15 protein-coding genes and 1 riboswitch are annotated in these 13,651 nt (G+C 67.1%); of the genes, 9 read left to right on the forward strand and 6 right to left on the reverse strand.

Features of this window, described 5'->3' with window-relative positions:
* Positions 1-107: 107 nt before the first annotated feature.
* Together GVY41_RS11155 and GVY41_RS11160 are read left to right on the forward strand one after the other, a co-directional pair.
* A complete protein-coding gene (locus GVY41_RS11155) occupies positions 108-395 on the forward strand; it encodes an HU family DNA-binding protein (RefSeq protein WP_161346423.1) in 288 nt (95 codons plus the stop codon).
* Between the two features lie 104 nt (positions 396-499).
* A complete protein-coding gene (locus GVY41_RS11160; RefSeq protein ID WP_161346425.1) occupies positions 500-1,378 on the forward strand; it encodes a DMT family transporter in 879 nt (292 codons plus the stop codon).
* 22 nt (positions 1,379-1,400) lie between these two features.
* Here the strand turns inward: GVY41_RS11160 and GVY41_RS11165 are convergent, their stop codons facing one another.
* Positions 1,401-2,018 carry a glutathione S-transferase family protein gene (locus GVY41_RS11165; RefSeq protein ID WP_161346427.1) on the reverse strand — a complete coding sequence of 206 codons (618 nt, stop codon included), beginning with the start codon at positions 2,016-2,018 and terminating at the stop codon, positions 1,401-1,403.
* Positions 2,019-2,082: 64 nt separating this feature from the next.
* Between GVY41_RS11165 and GVY41_RS11170 the strand changes: the two genes are divergently transcribed.
* A complete protein-coding gene (locus tag GVY41_RS11170) occupies positions 2,083-2,769 on the forward strand; it encodes a helix-turn-helix transcriptional regulator (RefSeq protein WP_161346429.1) in 687 nt (228 codons plus the stop codon).
* Here GVY41_RS11170 and aroC read toward each other — a convergent pair.
* Complete coding sequence (aroC, locus tag GVY41_RS11175) at positions 2,766-3,869, reverse strand: chorismate synthase (protein ID WP_161346431.1); 1,104 nt, start codon at positions 3,867-3,869, stop codon at positions 2,766-2,768. The two genes, GVY41_RS11170 and aroC, sit on opposite strands and share 4 nt — an antisense overlap.
* 91 nt (positions 3,870-3,960) lie before the next feature.
* Positions 3,961-4,064, forward strand: a riboswitch (TPP riboswitch).
* Between the two features lie 65 nt (positions 4,065-4,129).
* Between aroC and thiB the strand changes: the two genes are divergently transcribed.
* The 3 genes from thiB to GVY41_RS11190 are packed head-to-tail and all read left to right on the forward strand — an operon-like array spanning position 4,130 to position 7,339.
* Positions 4,130-5,113, forward strand: a complete 984-nt coding sequence (thiB, locus tag GVY41_RS11180; RefSeq protein ID WP_161346637.1) for a thiamine ABC transporter substrate binding subunit — start codon at positions 4,130-4,132, stop codon at positions 5,111-5,113.
* Complete coding sequence (locus tag GVY41_RS11185; RefSeq protein WP_161346433.1) at positions 5,089-6,657, forward strand: ABC transporter permease family protein; 1,569 nt, start codon at positions 5,089-5,091, stop codon at positions 6,655-6,657. Before thiB ends, GVY41_RS11185 begins: the two co-directional genes overlap by 25 nt.
* Positions 6,644-7,339 carry a thiamine ABC transporter ATP-binding protein gene (locus tag GVY41_RS11190; protein ID WP_161346435.1) on the forward strand — a complete coding sequence of 232 codons (696 nt, stop codon included), beginning with the start codon at positions 6,644-6,646 and terminating at the stop codon, positions 7,337-7,339. Before GVY41_RS11185 ends, GVY41_RS11190 begins: the two co-directional genes overlap by 14 nt.
* 99 nt (positions 7,340-7,438) lie before the next feature.
* On the opposite strand, the gene GVY41_RS11195 is transcribed toward GVY41_RS11190, so the two are convergent.
* The 3 genes from GVY41_RS11195 to petA are packed head-to-tail and all read right to left on the reverse strand — an operon-like array spanning position 7,439 to position 10,175.
* Positions 7,439-8,242: a cytochrome c1 gene (locus tag GVY41_RS11195; protein WP_161346437.1), complete on the reverse strand. Its 804-nt coding sequence runs from the start codon at positions 8,240-8,242 to the stop codon at positions 7,439-7,441.
* Between the two features lie 17 nt (positions 8,243-8,259).
* Positions 8,260-9,597 carry a cytochrome b gene (gene petB, locus GVY41_RS11200; protein WP_161346439.1) on the reverse strand — a complete coding sequence of 446 codons (1,338 nt, stop codon included), beginning with the start codon at positions 9,595-9,597 and terminating at the stop codon, positions 8,260-8,262.
* 11 nt (positions 9,598-9,608) lie between these two features.
* Positions 9,609-10,175 (reverse strand): ubiquinol-cytochrome c reductase iron-sulfur subunit, encoded by a 567-nt coding sequence (gene petA / locus GVY41_RS11205; protein WP_161346441.1) that lies wholly within the window; start codon positions 10,173-10,175, stop codon positions 9,609-9,611.
* Positions 10,176-10,437: 262 nt separating this feature from the next.
* Between petA and GVY41_RS11210 the strand changes: the two genes are divergently transcribed.
* Positions 10,438-11,106: an outer membrane protein gene (locus GVY41_RS11210; protein ID WP_161346443.1), complete on the forward strand. Its 669-nt coding sequence runs from the start codon at positions 10,438-10,440 to the stop codon at positions 11,104-11,106.
* Between the two features lie 4 nt (positions 11,107-11,110).
* On the opposite strand, the gene GVY41_RS11215 is transcribed toward GVY41_RS11210, so the two are convergent.
* The gene (locus tag GVY41_RS11215; RefSeq protein ID WP_161346445.1) at positions 11,111-11,722 is read right to left on the reverse strand and encodes a glutathione S-transferase; all 612 of its coding nucleotides are present in this window, start codon (positions 11,720-11,722) and stop codon (positions 11,111-11,113) included.
* Positions 11,723-12,038: 316 nt separating this feature from the next.
* Here GVY41_RS11215 and GVY41_RS11220 point away from each other — a divergent pair, with 316 nt between their 5' ends.
* Both GVY41_RS11220 and GVY41_RS11225 read left to right on the forward strand, forming a co-directional pair.
* Complete coding sequence (locus tag GVY41_RS11220) at positions 12,039-13,040, forward strand: hypothetical protein (protein WP_161346447.1); 1,002 nt, start codon at positions 12,039-12,041, stop codon at positions 13,038-13,040.
* Positions 13,022-13,612, forward strand: a complete 591-nt coding sequence (locus tag GVY41_RS11225) for a hypothetical protein (RefSeq protein WP_161346449.1) — start codon at positions 13,022-13,024, stop codon at positions 13,610-13,612. Before GVY41_RS11220 ends, GVY41_RS11225 begins: the two co-directional genes overlap by 19 nt.
* The last annotated feature ends 39 nt before the right edge of the window (positions 13,613-13,651 follow it).

Genomic DNA, 13,651 nt, shown 5'->3' on the forward strand with positions numbered 1-13,651 from the left:
ACATGAGAAAAACGCTTGCCTTGCTGGCCGAAAACTTGTGTAGCAGCCGAATATGCCGAATAAGGCGCAGATGACCCTGAAATCGGGGCGCATGTGAGGAGATTCAAATGTCGAAACCGATGACGAAAGCGCAGCTGGTTGCCGCTGTGGCCGAGGCTATGGGCTCGGACAAGAAAACCGCCACCGCCGCGCTGGACGCGATCGGAACGGTTGTTGCCGCTGAAGTGACCAATGGCGGCGCCGTGACCATTCCGGGCATTGGCAAAGTGGTCTGCAAGGCCCGCCCCGAGCGCCAGGTGCGCAACCCGGCCACCGGCGAGACCATGACCAAGCCGGCCGACAAGGTCGTCAAGGTGACGATCGCCAAGTCGCTGAAAGACATCGTGAACGGCTAAGCCATCCGAGGCTGACGGTTTACGGCGGGGCTTGCGGCCCCGCACGCAATGGATAGGGTCGCGTTCCGGTCGGATACGCGGCCTTTTCCGTTTGAGGTGCAGGCATGGATATCCGCGCGATCCTGATGGGGCTGGCCTTTGCCTTCATGTGGTCCTCGGCCTTTACCTCGGCCCGGATGATCGTGGCGGATGCGCCGCCGCTGACGGCGCTGGCGGCGCGGTTCGCGCTGTCGGGGGTGATCGCCTGTGCCATCGCGCTGGCGATGGGGCAAAGCTGGCGGTTGACCCGGGCGCAGTGGCGGGCGGTGGTGATTTTCGGAATCTGCCAGAATGCCCTCTATCTGGGCCTCAACTTCGTGGCGATGCAATGGGTGGAGGCGTCGCTGGCGGCGATCATCGCATCCTCGATGCCGCTGCTGGTGGCGGGGTTCGGCTGGGCGCTGTTTGGCGACAAGGTGCGCCCGCTGGGGATTGCCGGGCTGGTCGCTGGCATGGCGGGCGTGGCGCTGATCATGGGGTCGCGCCTGTCGGGCGGCACCGATCTGGGCGGCGTGGCGCTGTGCCTGCTGGGATCGCTGGCGCTGACGGTGGCGACGCTGTCGATGCGCGGGGCGACGGGCGGCGGCGGCAATGTGATGATGGTGGTGGGTCTGCAGATGTTCGTGGGCGCCGCCGCGCTGGCGGTGGTGGCGGTTGCGACGGAGCCCTTCGTGGTCAACTGGACGCCGCGGCTGGCGGGGGCGTTCCTCTATACCACGCTGGTGCCGGGCGTGCTGGCGACCTGGGTATGGTTCCTGCTGGTGGGGCGGATCGGGACCATCCGCGCCTCGACCTTCCATTTCCTCAACCCGTTCTTCGGCGTCGCCGTGGCGGCGGTGCTGCTGGGAGAGCGGCTTGGCTGGGCCGATGTGGTCGGCGTGCTGGTGATCGCGGGGGGCATCCTGGCGGTGCAGCTGTCGCGGCAGGCGGACAGGCCGGCATAGCGCCGGCCCCCATGCGCCCCTGTCAGGCGGGCTGCCCCAGCCACGCCGCTTCGTCGGCCTCCCTCGTCCGCGCCGCTGCCGGGCGGGCCTCGCAGCGGGCCACCCAGTCGCGGATCGCCGGGTCATCGGGCGTGACGCCCGTCCACCAGGCATAGGGCGAATGGCAGAGCAGGTCTGCCGCGGTGAAGCTGTCCCCCAGCAGCCAAGGGCCCCGGTCCAGTGCCGCGCGCAGGCGGGCGTCGATCTCGGGATGGCCGCGCAGGGTGGCGTGCACATAGGGGTGGCTGATTCCCGCAGCCTCCAGAAGAAGCACCGGCTCCACCACGTTGCCATACCAGAACAGCCAGGTGAGGTAGGCGCCATGGCGCGGATCGCCCGGCTGCGGCGCGAGGCCTGTCTCGGGAAAAAGGCCCGTCAGATAGAGGATGACGGCGGCGGTTTCGGTGACCAGCGTGCCATCATGCAGCAGGGCGGGCACCTTGCGTTCGGGATGGGGGTTGGCGGCGTCGGGCTGGCCGGTGCCATCCACCCGCGGGATGGTGACGGTCTGGATCTTCACCCGGTCCTGCAGACCCATCTCGTCGATCAGCGTGACAAGGCGGGAGGAGCGGGACTGGGGCGCGTGGAACAGGGTGAGCATCTGGGTTCTCCATGGTTGAGGCCCATGGTATGGCTTGGTCCTCCTGTCAGAAGCTGTCAGCATCATGGCCCGATCCGACCGCCTGTTCCGCCTGCTCGATGCCCTGCGTCGGCTGCCCGCGCCGGTGACGGCCGCGCGGCTGGCCGAGGAGACCGAGGTGTCGCCCCGTACGCTGTACCGTGACATCGCGGCGCTGCGGGCGGGCGGGGCGCTGATCGACGGGGCGGCGGGGGTTGGCTATACGCTGACCGAGGACCCGGCCTTGCCGCCGCAGATGTTCACGCGGCTGGAGGTCGAGGCGCTGGTGCTGGGGCTGGCCGAGGTGCGGATGGCGGGCGACCCGGCGCTGGTGCGGGCGGCGGAACTGGCGCAGGCCAAGATCATCGCCACGCTGCCGGAACGGGTGCAGCGGCAGGCTCTGCATGCGGTGCAGCAGAGCTACCGCTTTGAGCGGCGCCCCGCCCCGCCGCCGCATCTGCCGTTGATCCGCGAGGCCTGCTGGGAGGAGCGCGCGCTGGACATCCGCTATACCGATCTGGAGGGGCGCAGCACCGTCCGCCGGGTGCTGCCGCTGTCGGTGGTGTTCCTCGACCGGGCGCTGATGCTGCTGGCCTGGTGCTGCCTGCGCAAGGATTTCCGCCGCTTCCATATCGGCATGATGGCCGGGGTGACCGCCACTGAGGAGAGCTTTCGCCCGCGCAGGGTGCCGATGCTGCGCGAGTTTCACGCGCAGATGCGGCGGCGGGTCTAGCCGATCTGGCCGCGGATGCCGCCGGTCTGGCCACGGTCGAGCAGCAGGTGGTCGAGCAGCACGCAGGCCATCATCGCCTCGCCCACCGGCACGGCGCGGATGCCGACGCAGGGGTCGTGGCGGCCCTTGGTGATGAGGTCGGTTTCCTTCCCCTCGACCGTGATGGTGCGGCGCGGGGTGAGGATCGACGAGGTCGGCTTGACCGCGAAGCGCACCACGACATCCTGCCCGGTGGAGATGCCGCCAAGGATGCCGCCCGCGTGGTTCGACAGGAACAGCGGCTTGCCATCATTGCCCATGCGGATCTCGTCGGCATTGTCGACGCCGGTCAATTCGGCGGCGGCCATGCCGTCGCCGATCTCGACCCCCTTCACCGCGTTGATCGACATCATCGCGGCGGCAAGGTCGGTGTCGAGCTTGCCATAGACCGGCGCGCCGAGGCCCGCGGGAACGCCGCTGGCGACCACCTCAATCACCGCGCCGACAGAGTTGCCGGATTTGCGCACGCCGTCGAGATAGGTGGCCCATTCGGTCGCGGCTTGCGCGTCGGGCACCCAGAACGGGTTCTGGTCGATCTGGGTGGCGTCAAAGCGGGCGCGGTCGATCCGGTGCGGGCCGATCTGCACCATGTAGCCGGTGATCGACAGGCCGGGCACCAGCGCTGCCAGCGCTGCCCGCGCCACGCCGCCCGCCGCCACCCGCGCCGCGGTTTCCCGCGCGCTGGAGCGGCCGCCGCCGCGATAGTCGCGCAACCCGTATTTCTGGTGATAGGTGATGTCGGCATGGCCCGGGCGGAAGGCCTGCGCGATCTCGCCGTAGTCCTTGGACCGCTGGTCGGTATTCTCGATCATCAGCTGGATCGGGGTGCCGGTGGTCAGCCCGCCGAAGGCGCCCGACAGGATGCGCACCTGATCGGGCTCCTGCCGCTGGGTGGTGTACTTGTTCTGGCCGGGTTTGCGCCGGTCGAGCCAGTGCTGGAGCATCGCCTCATCCACCGCGACGCCCGGGGGGCAGCCATCGACCGTGGCGCCAAGCGCGGGCCCGTGGCTTTCGCCCCAGGTGGTGACGCGGAACAGGTGGCCGAAGGTGTTGAGGCTCATGATGCGGGCTCCCTTTGCCCGGGGCATAGCGGGGCGGGGGAGGTCGCTCAAGACATTTCGGCTTGCGCGGGGGGCGGGGGTGGCTATGGTTGCCCCTACCTCGGGGTGCCCTGCGTTGCAGGGCTGAGATGCGCAAGCGAACCCGTCGAACCTGAACCGGTTAAGACCGGCGGAGGGAAGGTGGATGTGCAATCTCCTGTCCTTGCTCCGCCCGTCGCCGAATGGCTGGAGGTGTTGAGCCGATGAGACCGATCCCGTTGATGGCGCTGGCGCTGGTTGCCGCCCCCGTTGCACTGCCGGCCGCCGCGCAGGACCTGCCGGTGCTGACCGTCTACACCTATGACAGCTTCACCGCCGAATGGGGCCCGGGCCCGCTGGTGGAGACCGCCTTCGAGGCGACCTGCGGCTGCGACCTGCAGTTCGTGGCCGCCGGGGATGGCGCCGAGCTGCTGTCGCGGCTGCGGTTGGAGGGGGAGCAGACCGAGGCGGATATCGTCCTTGGCCTCGACACCAACCTGATGGCGGCCGCGGCGGAAACCGGGCTGTTCACCAACCATGCCCTGGGCGAGCGTGACTATGACCTGCCGGTGGTCTGGGACGATCCGATGTTCGTGCCCTATGACTGGGGCTATTTCGCCTTCGTCTACGACAAGACCCGCCTGCCGGAACCGCCCGCCAGCTTCGAGGCGCTGGCGGCGAGCGACATCAGCATCGTCATCCAGGACCCCCGCGCCTCGACCCCCGGCCTCGGGCTGTTGCTGTGGGTCAAGGCCGCCTACCCCGACCGTGCGGCCGAGATATGGGAGGCGCTGGCGGACAATATCCTGACCGTCACCCCCGGCTGGACCGAGGCCTATGCGCTGTTCACCGAGGGGGAGGCGGACATGGTGCTGTCCTACACCACCTCGCCGGCCTATCACCTGATCGCGGAGGGCGATGACAGCAAGGCCGCCGCCTCCTTCACCGAAGGCCATTACCTGCAGGTGGAGGTGGCCGCCCGGCTTGCCTCGACCGATGAGCCGGATCTGGCGGACAGGTTCCTGGCCTTCATGGTCAGCGAGGAGTTCCAGAAGGTGATCCCCGAAACCAACTGGATGTATCCGGCGGTGACGCCGCCCGGCGGGCTGCCCGCGGGGTTCGACACGCTGATCACGCCCGAGCGGGCGCTGATCTACCCGGCGGGCGAGGCGGCGCTGATCCGCGATGAGGCGCTGGCCGAATGGCAGACCGCGCTGTCGCGCTGAGCGGGCGTTTGGGGACGGCGTTTGGCCTCGCGGTGGCGGGGCTGGTGCTGTGCCTGACGCTGGGAACGCTGGCGGCCGTGGCCTGGCGGGCCGAGGCGGCGAGCGGGCTTGGCCCGGCCGACTGGGCGGCGGTGCGCTTCACCCTGCTGCAGGCGGCGCTGTCGGCGACGATATCCCTGCTGCTGGCGGTGCCGGTGGCGCGGGCCTTTGCGCGGCGGCGGTTCCGGGGGCGCAGCGTGCTGATCGCGCTGCTGGGGGCGCCGTTCATCCTGCCGGTGATCGTGGCGGTGCTGGGGCTGCTGGCCGTGTTCGGCCGGTCGGGCCTGCTCAATGATGCCCTGCGCGCGGTGGGGTTGCCGGAGGTCAGCATCTACGGGCTGCAGGGCGTGCTGGTGGCGCATGTGTTCTTCAACCTGCCGCTGGCGACGCGGCTGATCCTGCAAGGCTGGGCGGCGATCCCGGCGGAACGGTTCCGGCTGGCCGCCAGCCTTGGGCTCGGCGCGGCAGAGGTGGGGCGGTTCCTCGAACGCCCGATGCTGCGCGCGGTGCTGCCGGGGGCCTGGGTCGCGGTGTTCGTGGTGTGCCTGACCAGCTTTGCCGTGGCGCTGACGCTGGGGGGCGGGCCGGCGGCGACCACGGTGGAGCTGGCGATCTATCAGGCGTTCCGGTTTGACTTCGACCTGTCGCGTGCGGCGCTGCTGGCGGCGGTGCAATTCGCGCTGTGCCTTGCCGCGGGCGGGCTGGCGGGATGGGTGGCGCGCCCGGCGGGGTTTGGCGCGGGGCTGGACCGACCGGCGGATCGTTGGGACGCGCGCAGCGGCTGGCTGCGGGCGCAGGATGCCGGGGTGATCGCGCTGGTGTCACTGTTCCTGCTGCTGCCGCTGGCGCTGGTGCTGCTCCGCGGGGTGCCGCAGCTGGCGGCGCTGCCGGGGTCGGTCTGGGCGGCGGCAGTGCGGTCTGTCGTGGTGGCGCTGACCTCCACCGCGCTGTGCCTGGCGCTGGCCTTGCCGCTGGCGATTGCGGCCACCGGGCGCGGCGGGCGCTGGATCGAGGCGGCGGGGATGCTGGGCCTTGCCACCTCGTCGCTGGTGCTGGCGACCGGGCTGTTCCTGCTGCTGCGGCCCTTCGTGCGGCCCGGCGATCTGGCATTGCCGGTGACGGTGCTGGTCAATGCGGTGATGGCGCTGCCCTTCGTGCTGCGCGCCCTGCTGCCGGCGCTGCGCGACCTGCAGGCGGGCTATGGCCGGCTGGCGGCCTCGCTGGGGCTGCGGGGGCTGGCGCGGCTGCGGCTGCTGACCCTGCCGCGGCTGCGCGCGCCGCTGGGCTTTGGCGCCGGGCTGGCGGCGGCGCTGTCGATGGGCGACCTGGGGGTGATTGCGCTCTTTGCCGATCAGGGGACCGAGACGCTGCCCTTGCAGCTCTACCGGCTGATGGGCGCCTACCGGATGGATGATGCGGCGGGGGCGGCGGTGCTGCTGCTGGGGCTGAGCCTTGGGCTGTTCTGGGCATTTGACAGGGGAGGGCGCGGCCATGCTGGTCTTTGAGCGCGCACGGATCGTGCAGGGCGATTTCACGATGGCGGCCGATTTCGCGGTGCCGGAAGGTGCGCGGGTGGCGGTGATCGGCCCCTCGGGGGCTGGCAAATCGACGCTGCTGGCGGCGGTGGCGGGGTTCATCCCGCTGGCCGAGGGGCGGATCCTCTGGGCCGGGCAGGATCTGGCGCCACTGGCCCCGGGGGCGCGGCCGCTGTCGATCCTGTTTCAGGACCAGAACCTGTTCCCGCATCTGACCGTGCTGCAGAACGTGGGCCTCGGCCTGCGCCCCGATCTGCGGCTGGACCGCGGCCAGCAGGCGCAGGTCGCGGCCGCGCTGGAGCGAGTGGGCCTCGCCGGCCTTGGCGCGCGCCGCCCGGCGCAGTTGTCGGGCGGCCAGCAGGGCCGCGTGGCACTAGCGCGGGCGCTGCTGCGCGCCCGGCCCCTGCTGCTGCTGGACGAGCCCTTTGCCGCGCTTGGCCCGGCGCTGAAGGCCGAGATGCTGGACCTCGTCGCCGAGATTGCCGCCGAGACCGGCTCCACCGTGCTGATGGTCAGCCATGAGCCCGCCGATGCCCGCCGCTTCGCGCCGCTGTCGGTGCTGGTGGCCGAGGGGCGGGCAGAGCCGCCCTTGCCGACCGCCACGCTGCTGGACAGTCCGCCCCCGGCGCTGGCGGCCTATCTGGGCCATTGAAAAGCCGCCCGGCGGTCTCCCGCGGGCGGCTTTCCCATTCTTGCTGGCCTAAGTATCCCGGGGGTCCGGGGGCGGCGCCCCCGGCCTCTCCCCCGGCGCTCAGGCCAGTTTCTTGCCCTTGACGTTCGCCCAGATCCGCTTGTTCGTCAGATACAGCAGCACCGACAGCATCCCCAGGAACAGCACGGCGACGAAGCCGACCTGCTTGCGCGCCATCATCTTCGGCTCTGCCGTCCACATCATGAACGCCGCGAGGTCTTCGGCCATGTGCTCCACCGTGGCGGGATGCCCGTCTGCATAGGTCACAAGGTCTTCCGACAGCGGCGGCGGCATCGAGATCCAGCCGCCCGGGAAGGCGGTGTTGGCGTAGAACAGCGTGCCCGCTTCCTCTTTCTCCTCGCCGGTATAGCCGGTGAGCAGCGAGACCAGGTATTCCGGGCCGCCGGTGCCGTTCAGCAGCTGGCTGATGCCGGTGCCGTAGGGACCGTGAAAGCCGGCACGCGCCTTGGCCATCAGCGACAGGTCCGGGCCCATGCCCATCCCGGTCACGGTGGGGAAGTGGTCGGTCGGCACGCGGGGGCGGGTGTCATCCAGCTCGGCATCGTAGATGTCGAACTGGGCGGCATAGGCGCGGACCTGATCGGCGGGCAGATGCGGCCCGCCTTCGTCGGCCAGGCTGCGGATCGGCACGAACTTCATCCCGTGGCAGGCGGCGCAGACCTCGGTATAGACCTGAAGCCCACGCTGCAGCTGGAACTCGTCGAAGGTGCCGAACGGCCCCTCGAAGCTGAACGAGGTGTCGTGGATATGGCCTTCGGCGCCGGCGGCAAGGGCCGCGCTGCCGAACAAGGTGCCCGAGAGCGCCAGGGCCGAGAGGGCGGAGAGTGCGAGTTTCCTCATCATCTGTGCTGTCCTTTCGCTCATTCGGCCGCGACGGTCTTGGTGCCGCCGGTGTTCGGAGAGTAGTGGGCGTTGAAGTCTTCCTCGATCGTCGCCGGCGGCGTGAGCGGCTTTTCGATCACCCCCAGCAGCGGCAGAAGCACGAGGAAATAGGCGAACCAGTAGGTGGAGCCGATCAGCGAGATCCAGGGATAGATCCCCTCGGTCGGCATCGCGCCGACCCAGGTCAGCACCACGAAGTCGATCACCAGCAGCGCGAACCACCACTTGAACATCGGGCGGTAGCGGCCCGAACGCACCGAGGAGGTATCGAGCCAGGGCGCCAGCGCCATGACCGCGATGGCGCCGAACATGGCGACCACGCCGAAGAACTTGGCGTCGACGATGCCGAAGGTCACGAGCTGCACCAACTGCACCACCCAGACATCGGCGGTGAAGGCGCGCAGGATCGCGTAGAAGGGCAGGAAGTACCATTCGGGCACGATATGCGCCGGGGTCGAGAGCGGGTTCGCCTCGATGTAGTTGTCGGGGTGGCCAAGGTAGTTGGGCATGAAGCCGACGATGGCGAAGAACACCATCAGGATCACAGCCAGCGCGAACAGGTCCTTCATCACGAAATAGGGCCAGAACGGAACGGTGTCCTTGGCGGCCTCTTCCTTCGAGGTGCGGCGGACGTCCACCCCGGTCGGGTTGTTGTTGCCGGTGGTGTGGAAGGCCCAGATGTGGATGGCGACCAGCGCCGCGATCACGAAGGGCAGCAGGTAATGCAGCGAGAAGAAGCGGTTGAGCGTGGCGTTGTCGACCGCCGGGCCGCCAAGCAGCCAGGTCTGCAGCGACCCGCCGATGCCGGGGATGGCGCCGAACAGGCCGGTGATCACCGTGGCACCCCAGAACGACATCTGGCCCCAGGGAAGCACGTAGCCCATGAAGGCGGTGGCCATCATCAGCAGGTAGATGATCATGCCGATGATCCAGGTCACCTCGCGCGGGGCCTTGTAGGAACCGTAGTACAGGCCGCGGAAGATGTGCAGGTAGACGGCGATGAAGAACAGCGAGGCGCCGTTGGCATGCATGTAGCGCAGCATGTAGCCGCCGTTGACGTTGCGCATGATGTGCTCGACCGAGGCAAAGGCCATGTCGACATGCGGGGTGTAATGCATCACCAGCACGATGCCGGTCACGATCTGCAGGACGAGGCAGAAGGTCAGCACGATGCCCCAGATCCACATCCAGTTCAGGTTCTTGGGCGTGGGGATCATGATGGTGTCATAGAGCAGCCCGACGATCGGCAGGCGCTTGTGAAGCCATTTTTCGGCGCCCGACTTGGGCTCGTAGTGGTCGTGCGGGATACCAGCCATGGGTGCGCTCCTCAGCCCAGCAGAATAGTGGTTTCGTCGGAAAACTGCGCGGTCGGGACCGGCAGGTTCTCTGGCGCGGGACCTTTGCGGATACGGCCGGAGGTGTCGTAATGCGAGCCGTGGCAGGGGCAGAACCAGCCGCCGAAGTCACCGGCGCCATTGCCGATCGGCACGCAGCCAAGGTGGGTACACACGCCCATCATCACCAGCCATTCGCCGGCTTCGTCCATCGAGCGGTTCACGTCCGAGGCATCGGCATCGGCGGGCGCGTTGGCGTTGCGGGCGAAGCGGTCGATCATGTCGGCTGCGGTGTCTTCCGACCGGGCGCGCTCGATTTCCTCGGGCGTGCGGCGGCGGATGAACACCGGCTTGCCGCGCCATTTCACGGTCAGCTGGGTGCCGGTCTCGACACCGCTGATATCGACGAAGATCGAGGACAGGGCCTGAACGTCGGCAGAGGGGTTCATCTGGTTCACCAGCGTGAAGCCTGCCGCGCCCGCGGCGATGGCTCCGGCGCCGGCCGTGGCGTAGTAGAGGAAATCTCTGCGGGTGCCTGCGTGGTCTTCTGCGTGGGACACGTGTGTTCTCCCTTCCCTGGCCGCGGACAGGGCCAAATACGGTGATTGGGCCACGGTTTGCGCAGCCTTATGGGCCGGTGTTTAGCGGCCAATCCGGGGCCAGTCCAGCGGACAATCGGGCGCAGGCGGGCAGGGCGGCGCGGTTGTTGCAAGGCGATGACTCAGTGAACCTTGGAACCGAACGGGGTGGTGGTGCGTTTAGCCGCGTTACGCGGACCGTTGCATTTTGTCTGGCGGACCAGGGGTGGGCAAGGGGCTGCAGATGAGACATCAGGGGAGACGGGGCGCTGTCTTTGCGGCCGCGATCTGGGCGGCGGTGACCGGGACGGCGGTGAGCGGGACGGCGGCAGGGGCGGGACAGCTTGAGATCAGCGTGTATGGCGGCGTGCAATCTGCGCCGCCCAGCCGGATCGACAGCCCGGCGGCAGGCGGGGACCGCGTCACCTGGAAGGGGCGCTCGTTCGAGGAGCCGCCCTACTACGGGGTCCGGGCGACATGGTGGCAAAATGACCGCTGGGGTTGGGGCGTCGAGGTGAACCATGCCAAGGTCTATGCCGATGACCCCGAGGATTATGGCTACAACCGGCTGGAATTCACCGACGGGATAAACTTCGTCACCGCGAACGTCTTCCGCCGCTGGCAGCAGCCGGACAGGCGCATCACCCCATATGTTGGGGCGGGTTTCGGCGTCGCCATACCGCATGTGGATGTGCAGCCCATCGGTGGCGCGCAGACCTTCGGCTTTCAGGTCACCGGGCCGGTGGTGCAGCTGGTCGCAGGCGCCAGCTATGCGCTGGATGACCGCTGGTCGGTGTTCGGCGAGTACAAGGGCACCTGGTCGCGCCACAAGGCCGATCTCGACTCGGGCGGAAGCCTGAAGACCGAGCTTCAGACCAACGCGCTGAACATCGGGATCAGCCGCAAGTTCTGAGCCGTCAGGCGGGCGGCCGGGTTGCCTGCATCGAGGCGCGTTCCGCGAATCCGGCATACCAGCCGGCGAGGGTTTCGCGGCCCGCGCGCCAGTCGCGGGGGGCGTGGCGGAAGTCGAGATAGGACAGCGCGCAGGCGACGGAGATCTGGCCCATGTCCAGCGCCGGGTCTTCGAGATGGGCCATCCAGCGGTCCTGCAGCGTGTCGAGCGAGCGGGCGATCTTGGTCCATTGCCCGTCTTCCCAAGGGGCGAAGCGCTTGTCTTCAGGGCGAATTTTCTCTTCATACACCATCAGGATCGCCGCATCGAGGATGCCGTCGGCGGTGGCTTCCAGCACCAGCGTGTCCCACAGCCGCTCGCTATCGGGGTAGAGACCGGCGCCGGCGCGGGTATCTAGATACCGGCAGATCACCCGGCTGTCATAGAGGGCGCGGCCATCGGCCAGCTCCAGCGCCGGGATCTTGCCAAGCGGGTTGTGCATCACCGGCATGGAGCCGGGATCGACCGGGTTGCCGGTGGCGGGGATCAGCATCACATCGGCGGCCTGGCCGGTTTCCAGCAGGAGGACCATGACCTTGCGGACATAGGGAGAGGTGGGGGAGTGGAAGAGGCGCATGGGGGATCCGTTCGCGGGAGGGGATTGCGGACGGATGCTAGGGGCGCGGGGCGGGCGTGTCCATCGCCGGTGGGGTGGTTATGCAGAACCCGGTGCAAGCCCTTGGGAACATGAGATTTCAGTATATGGAACCCATATGGAAACCGTATGGGAGTCATACATACGAATTGCCGCAACCCTGCCGCCTCAGACCTTGCTCCCTTGAACGCTCGATGCGCGTTGAAGCAATCGCCAAAGATGTGGCGAACGAATGCTTGCAATGGCAAGGTGCGTAGGCGGGATTTTTCATTGGGGCTGTTAGGGAAGGGAATTTAGTTTGGGGAAGAAAGCAACGGTTCAATACCGGGAATTGAAGGCCGAGGGCCCGCTTGAGGGTGTCGAGCTCAAGGCGATGTTGGTCGGTATTTTACGACGTAGTAGAGAGCACCACACGATCGGAGAAAACGCCCGCCTGAGGGTCATCGATCTGGAGCAAGACGGGACGTTCGTGATCCTAAACAAGGTTTCATCTCCTGATACATGGGACGGTGCGATATTCTGCGGGCAACTGATCCATCTTCACACAGGTGCCGATGTGCAGGCCGTTCTTCAGTCACTCGACGAGGATACCGATGAGTTCATCCTGCAGAACGTCCAGCTTGGAGACGGCGCGCGGGTGGTTAAGGGGGTCTTGTACTTTGCGGTGCACAAGAACCACGTCGGGCTCATCGAGGGGCATTCCGTGAGGGGCCAGTTGCTGGAGAGATACTTCACCGCCCTGTTCCAGCAGGCCGGCGAACTTGAACCTGGACAGCAGGTGATTTTGAGAGGGCAGTTCTCGGCAGAAGGCCAGAAAGGGCTTACGGAATTTAGCGACCTGACGATCAATGCGCGACCAAAGCTCGCGTCCACTGCAGATGCTCTGCCTCAGATGATCGAAGAAGAACGCGCGGCCGGCCTAGCTAGGGATGAGGGACATAACGTCTTTGACATCCTGCGCTTGATGGGCTGGCCGGAGCAGGCGCTGGAGCGGCTTGAAGCTCAGATTCCGGTAGGTGGGCGGATCGAAGGGCTCTTCAAGGTGTTCATCAAGATCAAGCGGTCGAAGCTACGGATTCCTAGGGCCGCGGTCGATGAGGCCTTGCGGAACTTCGAACCTTCGGAGCTTGGCCTTCAAGGGGACGGGCGCGAGAAAGGTGGACTGGTGAAGCTATCTGTGGTGAAGGACGTCCGCACCGATGGCTCCCTTCTCGACCCCGAAGATGCTATGGCTAAGATCATCGAGGCCCTTCATGAGTGGGCCGCAGCAGGAAAAATCGATTGTCGCTTCGACAGCTGAAATGGCTTGCACTGATCGCGGCAGCGCTTAGCGGCGCGCTGCTGTCGCCGGACATTCTGTCCGGCGACCCTGCCCGCATGCTCGTCACTTTCTTAGGGCTCGTTTCTGCGAGCATCCTTCCGACCGCTTCCCTCGTCATCGGAAGTATGGCTGGGACCGGGCGATCAGTTAAGCAGATCGTGGGGCTCTTCGAAGAGCTGCAGGGAGCGATTCGCGCGCTTTTTTCGACGTTTGGCCTGGTAGCTTTGGCGTTTGGGATGCTGCTAGTTTTCACAATGGTGCCAAGATGGGACCTCCGGGTGACGGTGCAAGGCATTGAAGTGGTGGTATTGGATCTGCCGCGCAGGTGCGTGCAGGTGCTAGTTGCGATCAGTTCAGTCGTAGCAGCGATCAGGGCGATCAAGGTGCCAGATCTCCTGCTTCGGGTCTTAGAGATCAAAGCCGAAATCGCTGTTTTCGAGGCGCGAAAGTCCCTCCGCGAGCAAGCCCCGACCGAGGCGGACGTAAAGCAGATGTTCAAGAAAAAAGAAGGCTTCGGGGTGTCAGTGGTGCTTGAGCGCTCCGAGCACTAGCTTCCTTCCGGCCAGCATGCCATTCATGTGCCCCGCATC

It is taken from the genome of Frigidibacter albus (assembly GCF_009908165.1).
GTDB classification, from domain to species: Bacteria; Pseudomonadota; Alphaproteobacteria; order Rhodobacterales; family Rhodobacteraceae; genus Frigidibacter; species Frigidibacter albus.

Excerpts from the sequence above, each read along its gene's own strand:
- GVY41_RS11155 (WP_161346423.1), top strand. The coding sequence starts at position 108 with ATGTCGAAACCGATGACGAAAGCGCAGCTGGTTGCCGCTGTGGCCGAG.
- GVY41_RS11160 (WP_161346425.1), top strand. The coding sequence starts at position 500 with ATGGATATCCGCGCGATCCTGATGGGGCTGGCCTTTGCCTTCATGTGG.
- GVY41_RS11165 (WP_161346427.1), bottom strand. The coding sequence starts at position 2,018 with ATGCTCACCCTGTTCCACGCGCCCCAGTCCCGCTCCTCCCGCCTTGTC.
- GVY41_RS11170 (WP_161346429.1), top strand. The coding sequence starts at position 2,083 with ATGGCCCGATCCGACCGCCTGTTCCGCCTGCTCGATGCCCTGCGTCGG.
- aroC (WP_161346431.1), bottom strand. The coding sequence starts at position 3,869 with ATGAGCCTCAACACCTTCGGCCACCTGTTCCGCGTCACCACCTGGGGC.
- thiB (WP_161346637.1), top strand. The coding sequence starts at position 4,130 with ATGGCGCTGGCGCTGGTTGCCGCCCCCGTTGCACTGCCGGCCGCCGCG.
- GVY41_RS11185 (WP_161346433.1), top strand. The coding sequence starts at position 5,089 with ATGGCAGACCGCGCTGTCGCGCTGAGCGGGCGTTTGGGGACGGCGTTT.
- GVY41_RS11190 (WP_161346435.1), top strand. The coding sequence starts at position 6,644 with ATGCTGGTCTTTGAGCGCGCACGGATCGTGCAGGGCGATTTCACGATG.
- GVY41_RS11195 (WP_161346437.1), bottom strand. The coding sequence starts at position 8,242 with ATGATGAGGAAACTCGCACTCTCCGCCCTCTCGGCCCTGGCGCTCTCG.
- petB (WP_161346439.1), bottom strand. The coding sequence starts at position 9,597 with ATGGCTGGTATCCCGCACGACCACTACGAGCCCAAGTCGGGCGCCGAA.
- GVY41_RS11210 (WP_161346443.1), top strand. The coding sequence starts at position 10,438 with ATGAGACATCAGGGGAGACGGGGCGCTGTCTTTGCGGCCGCGATCTGG.
- GVY41_RS11215 (WP_161346445.1), bottom strand. The coding sequence starts at position 11,722 with ATGCGCCTCTTCCACTCCCCCACCTCTCCCTATGTCCGCAAGGTCATG.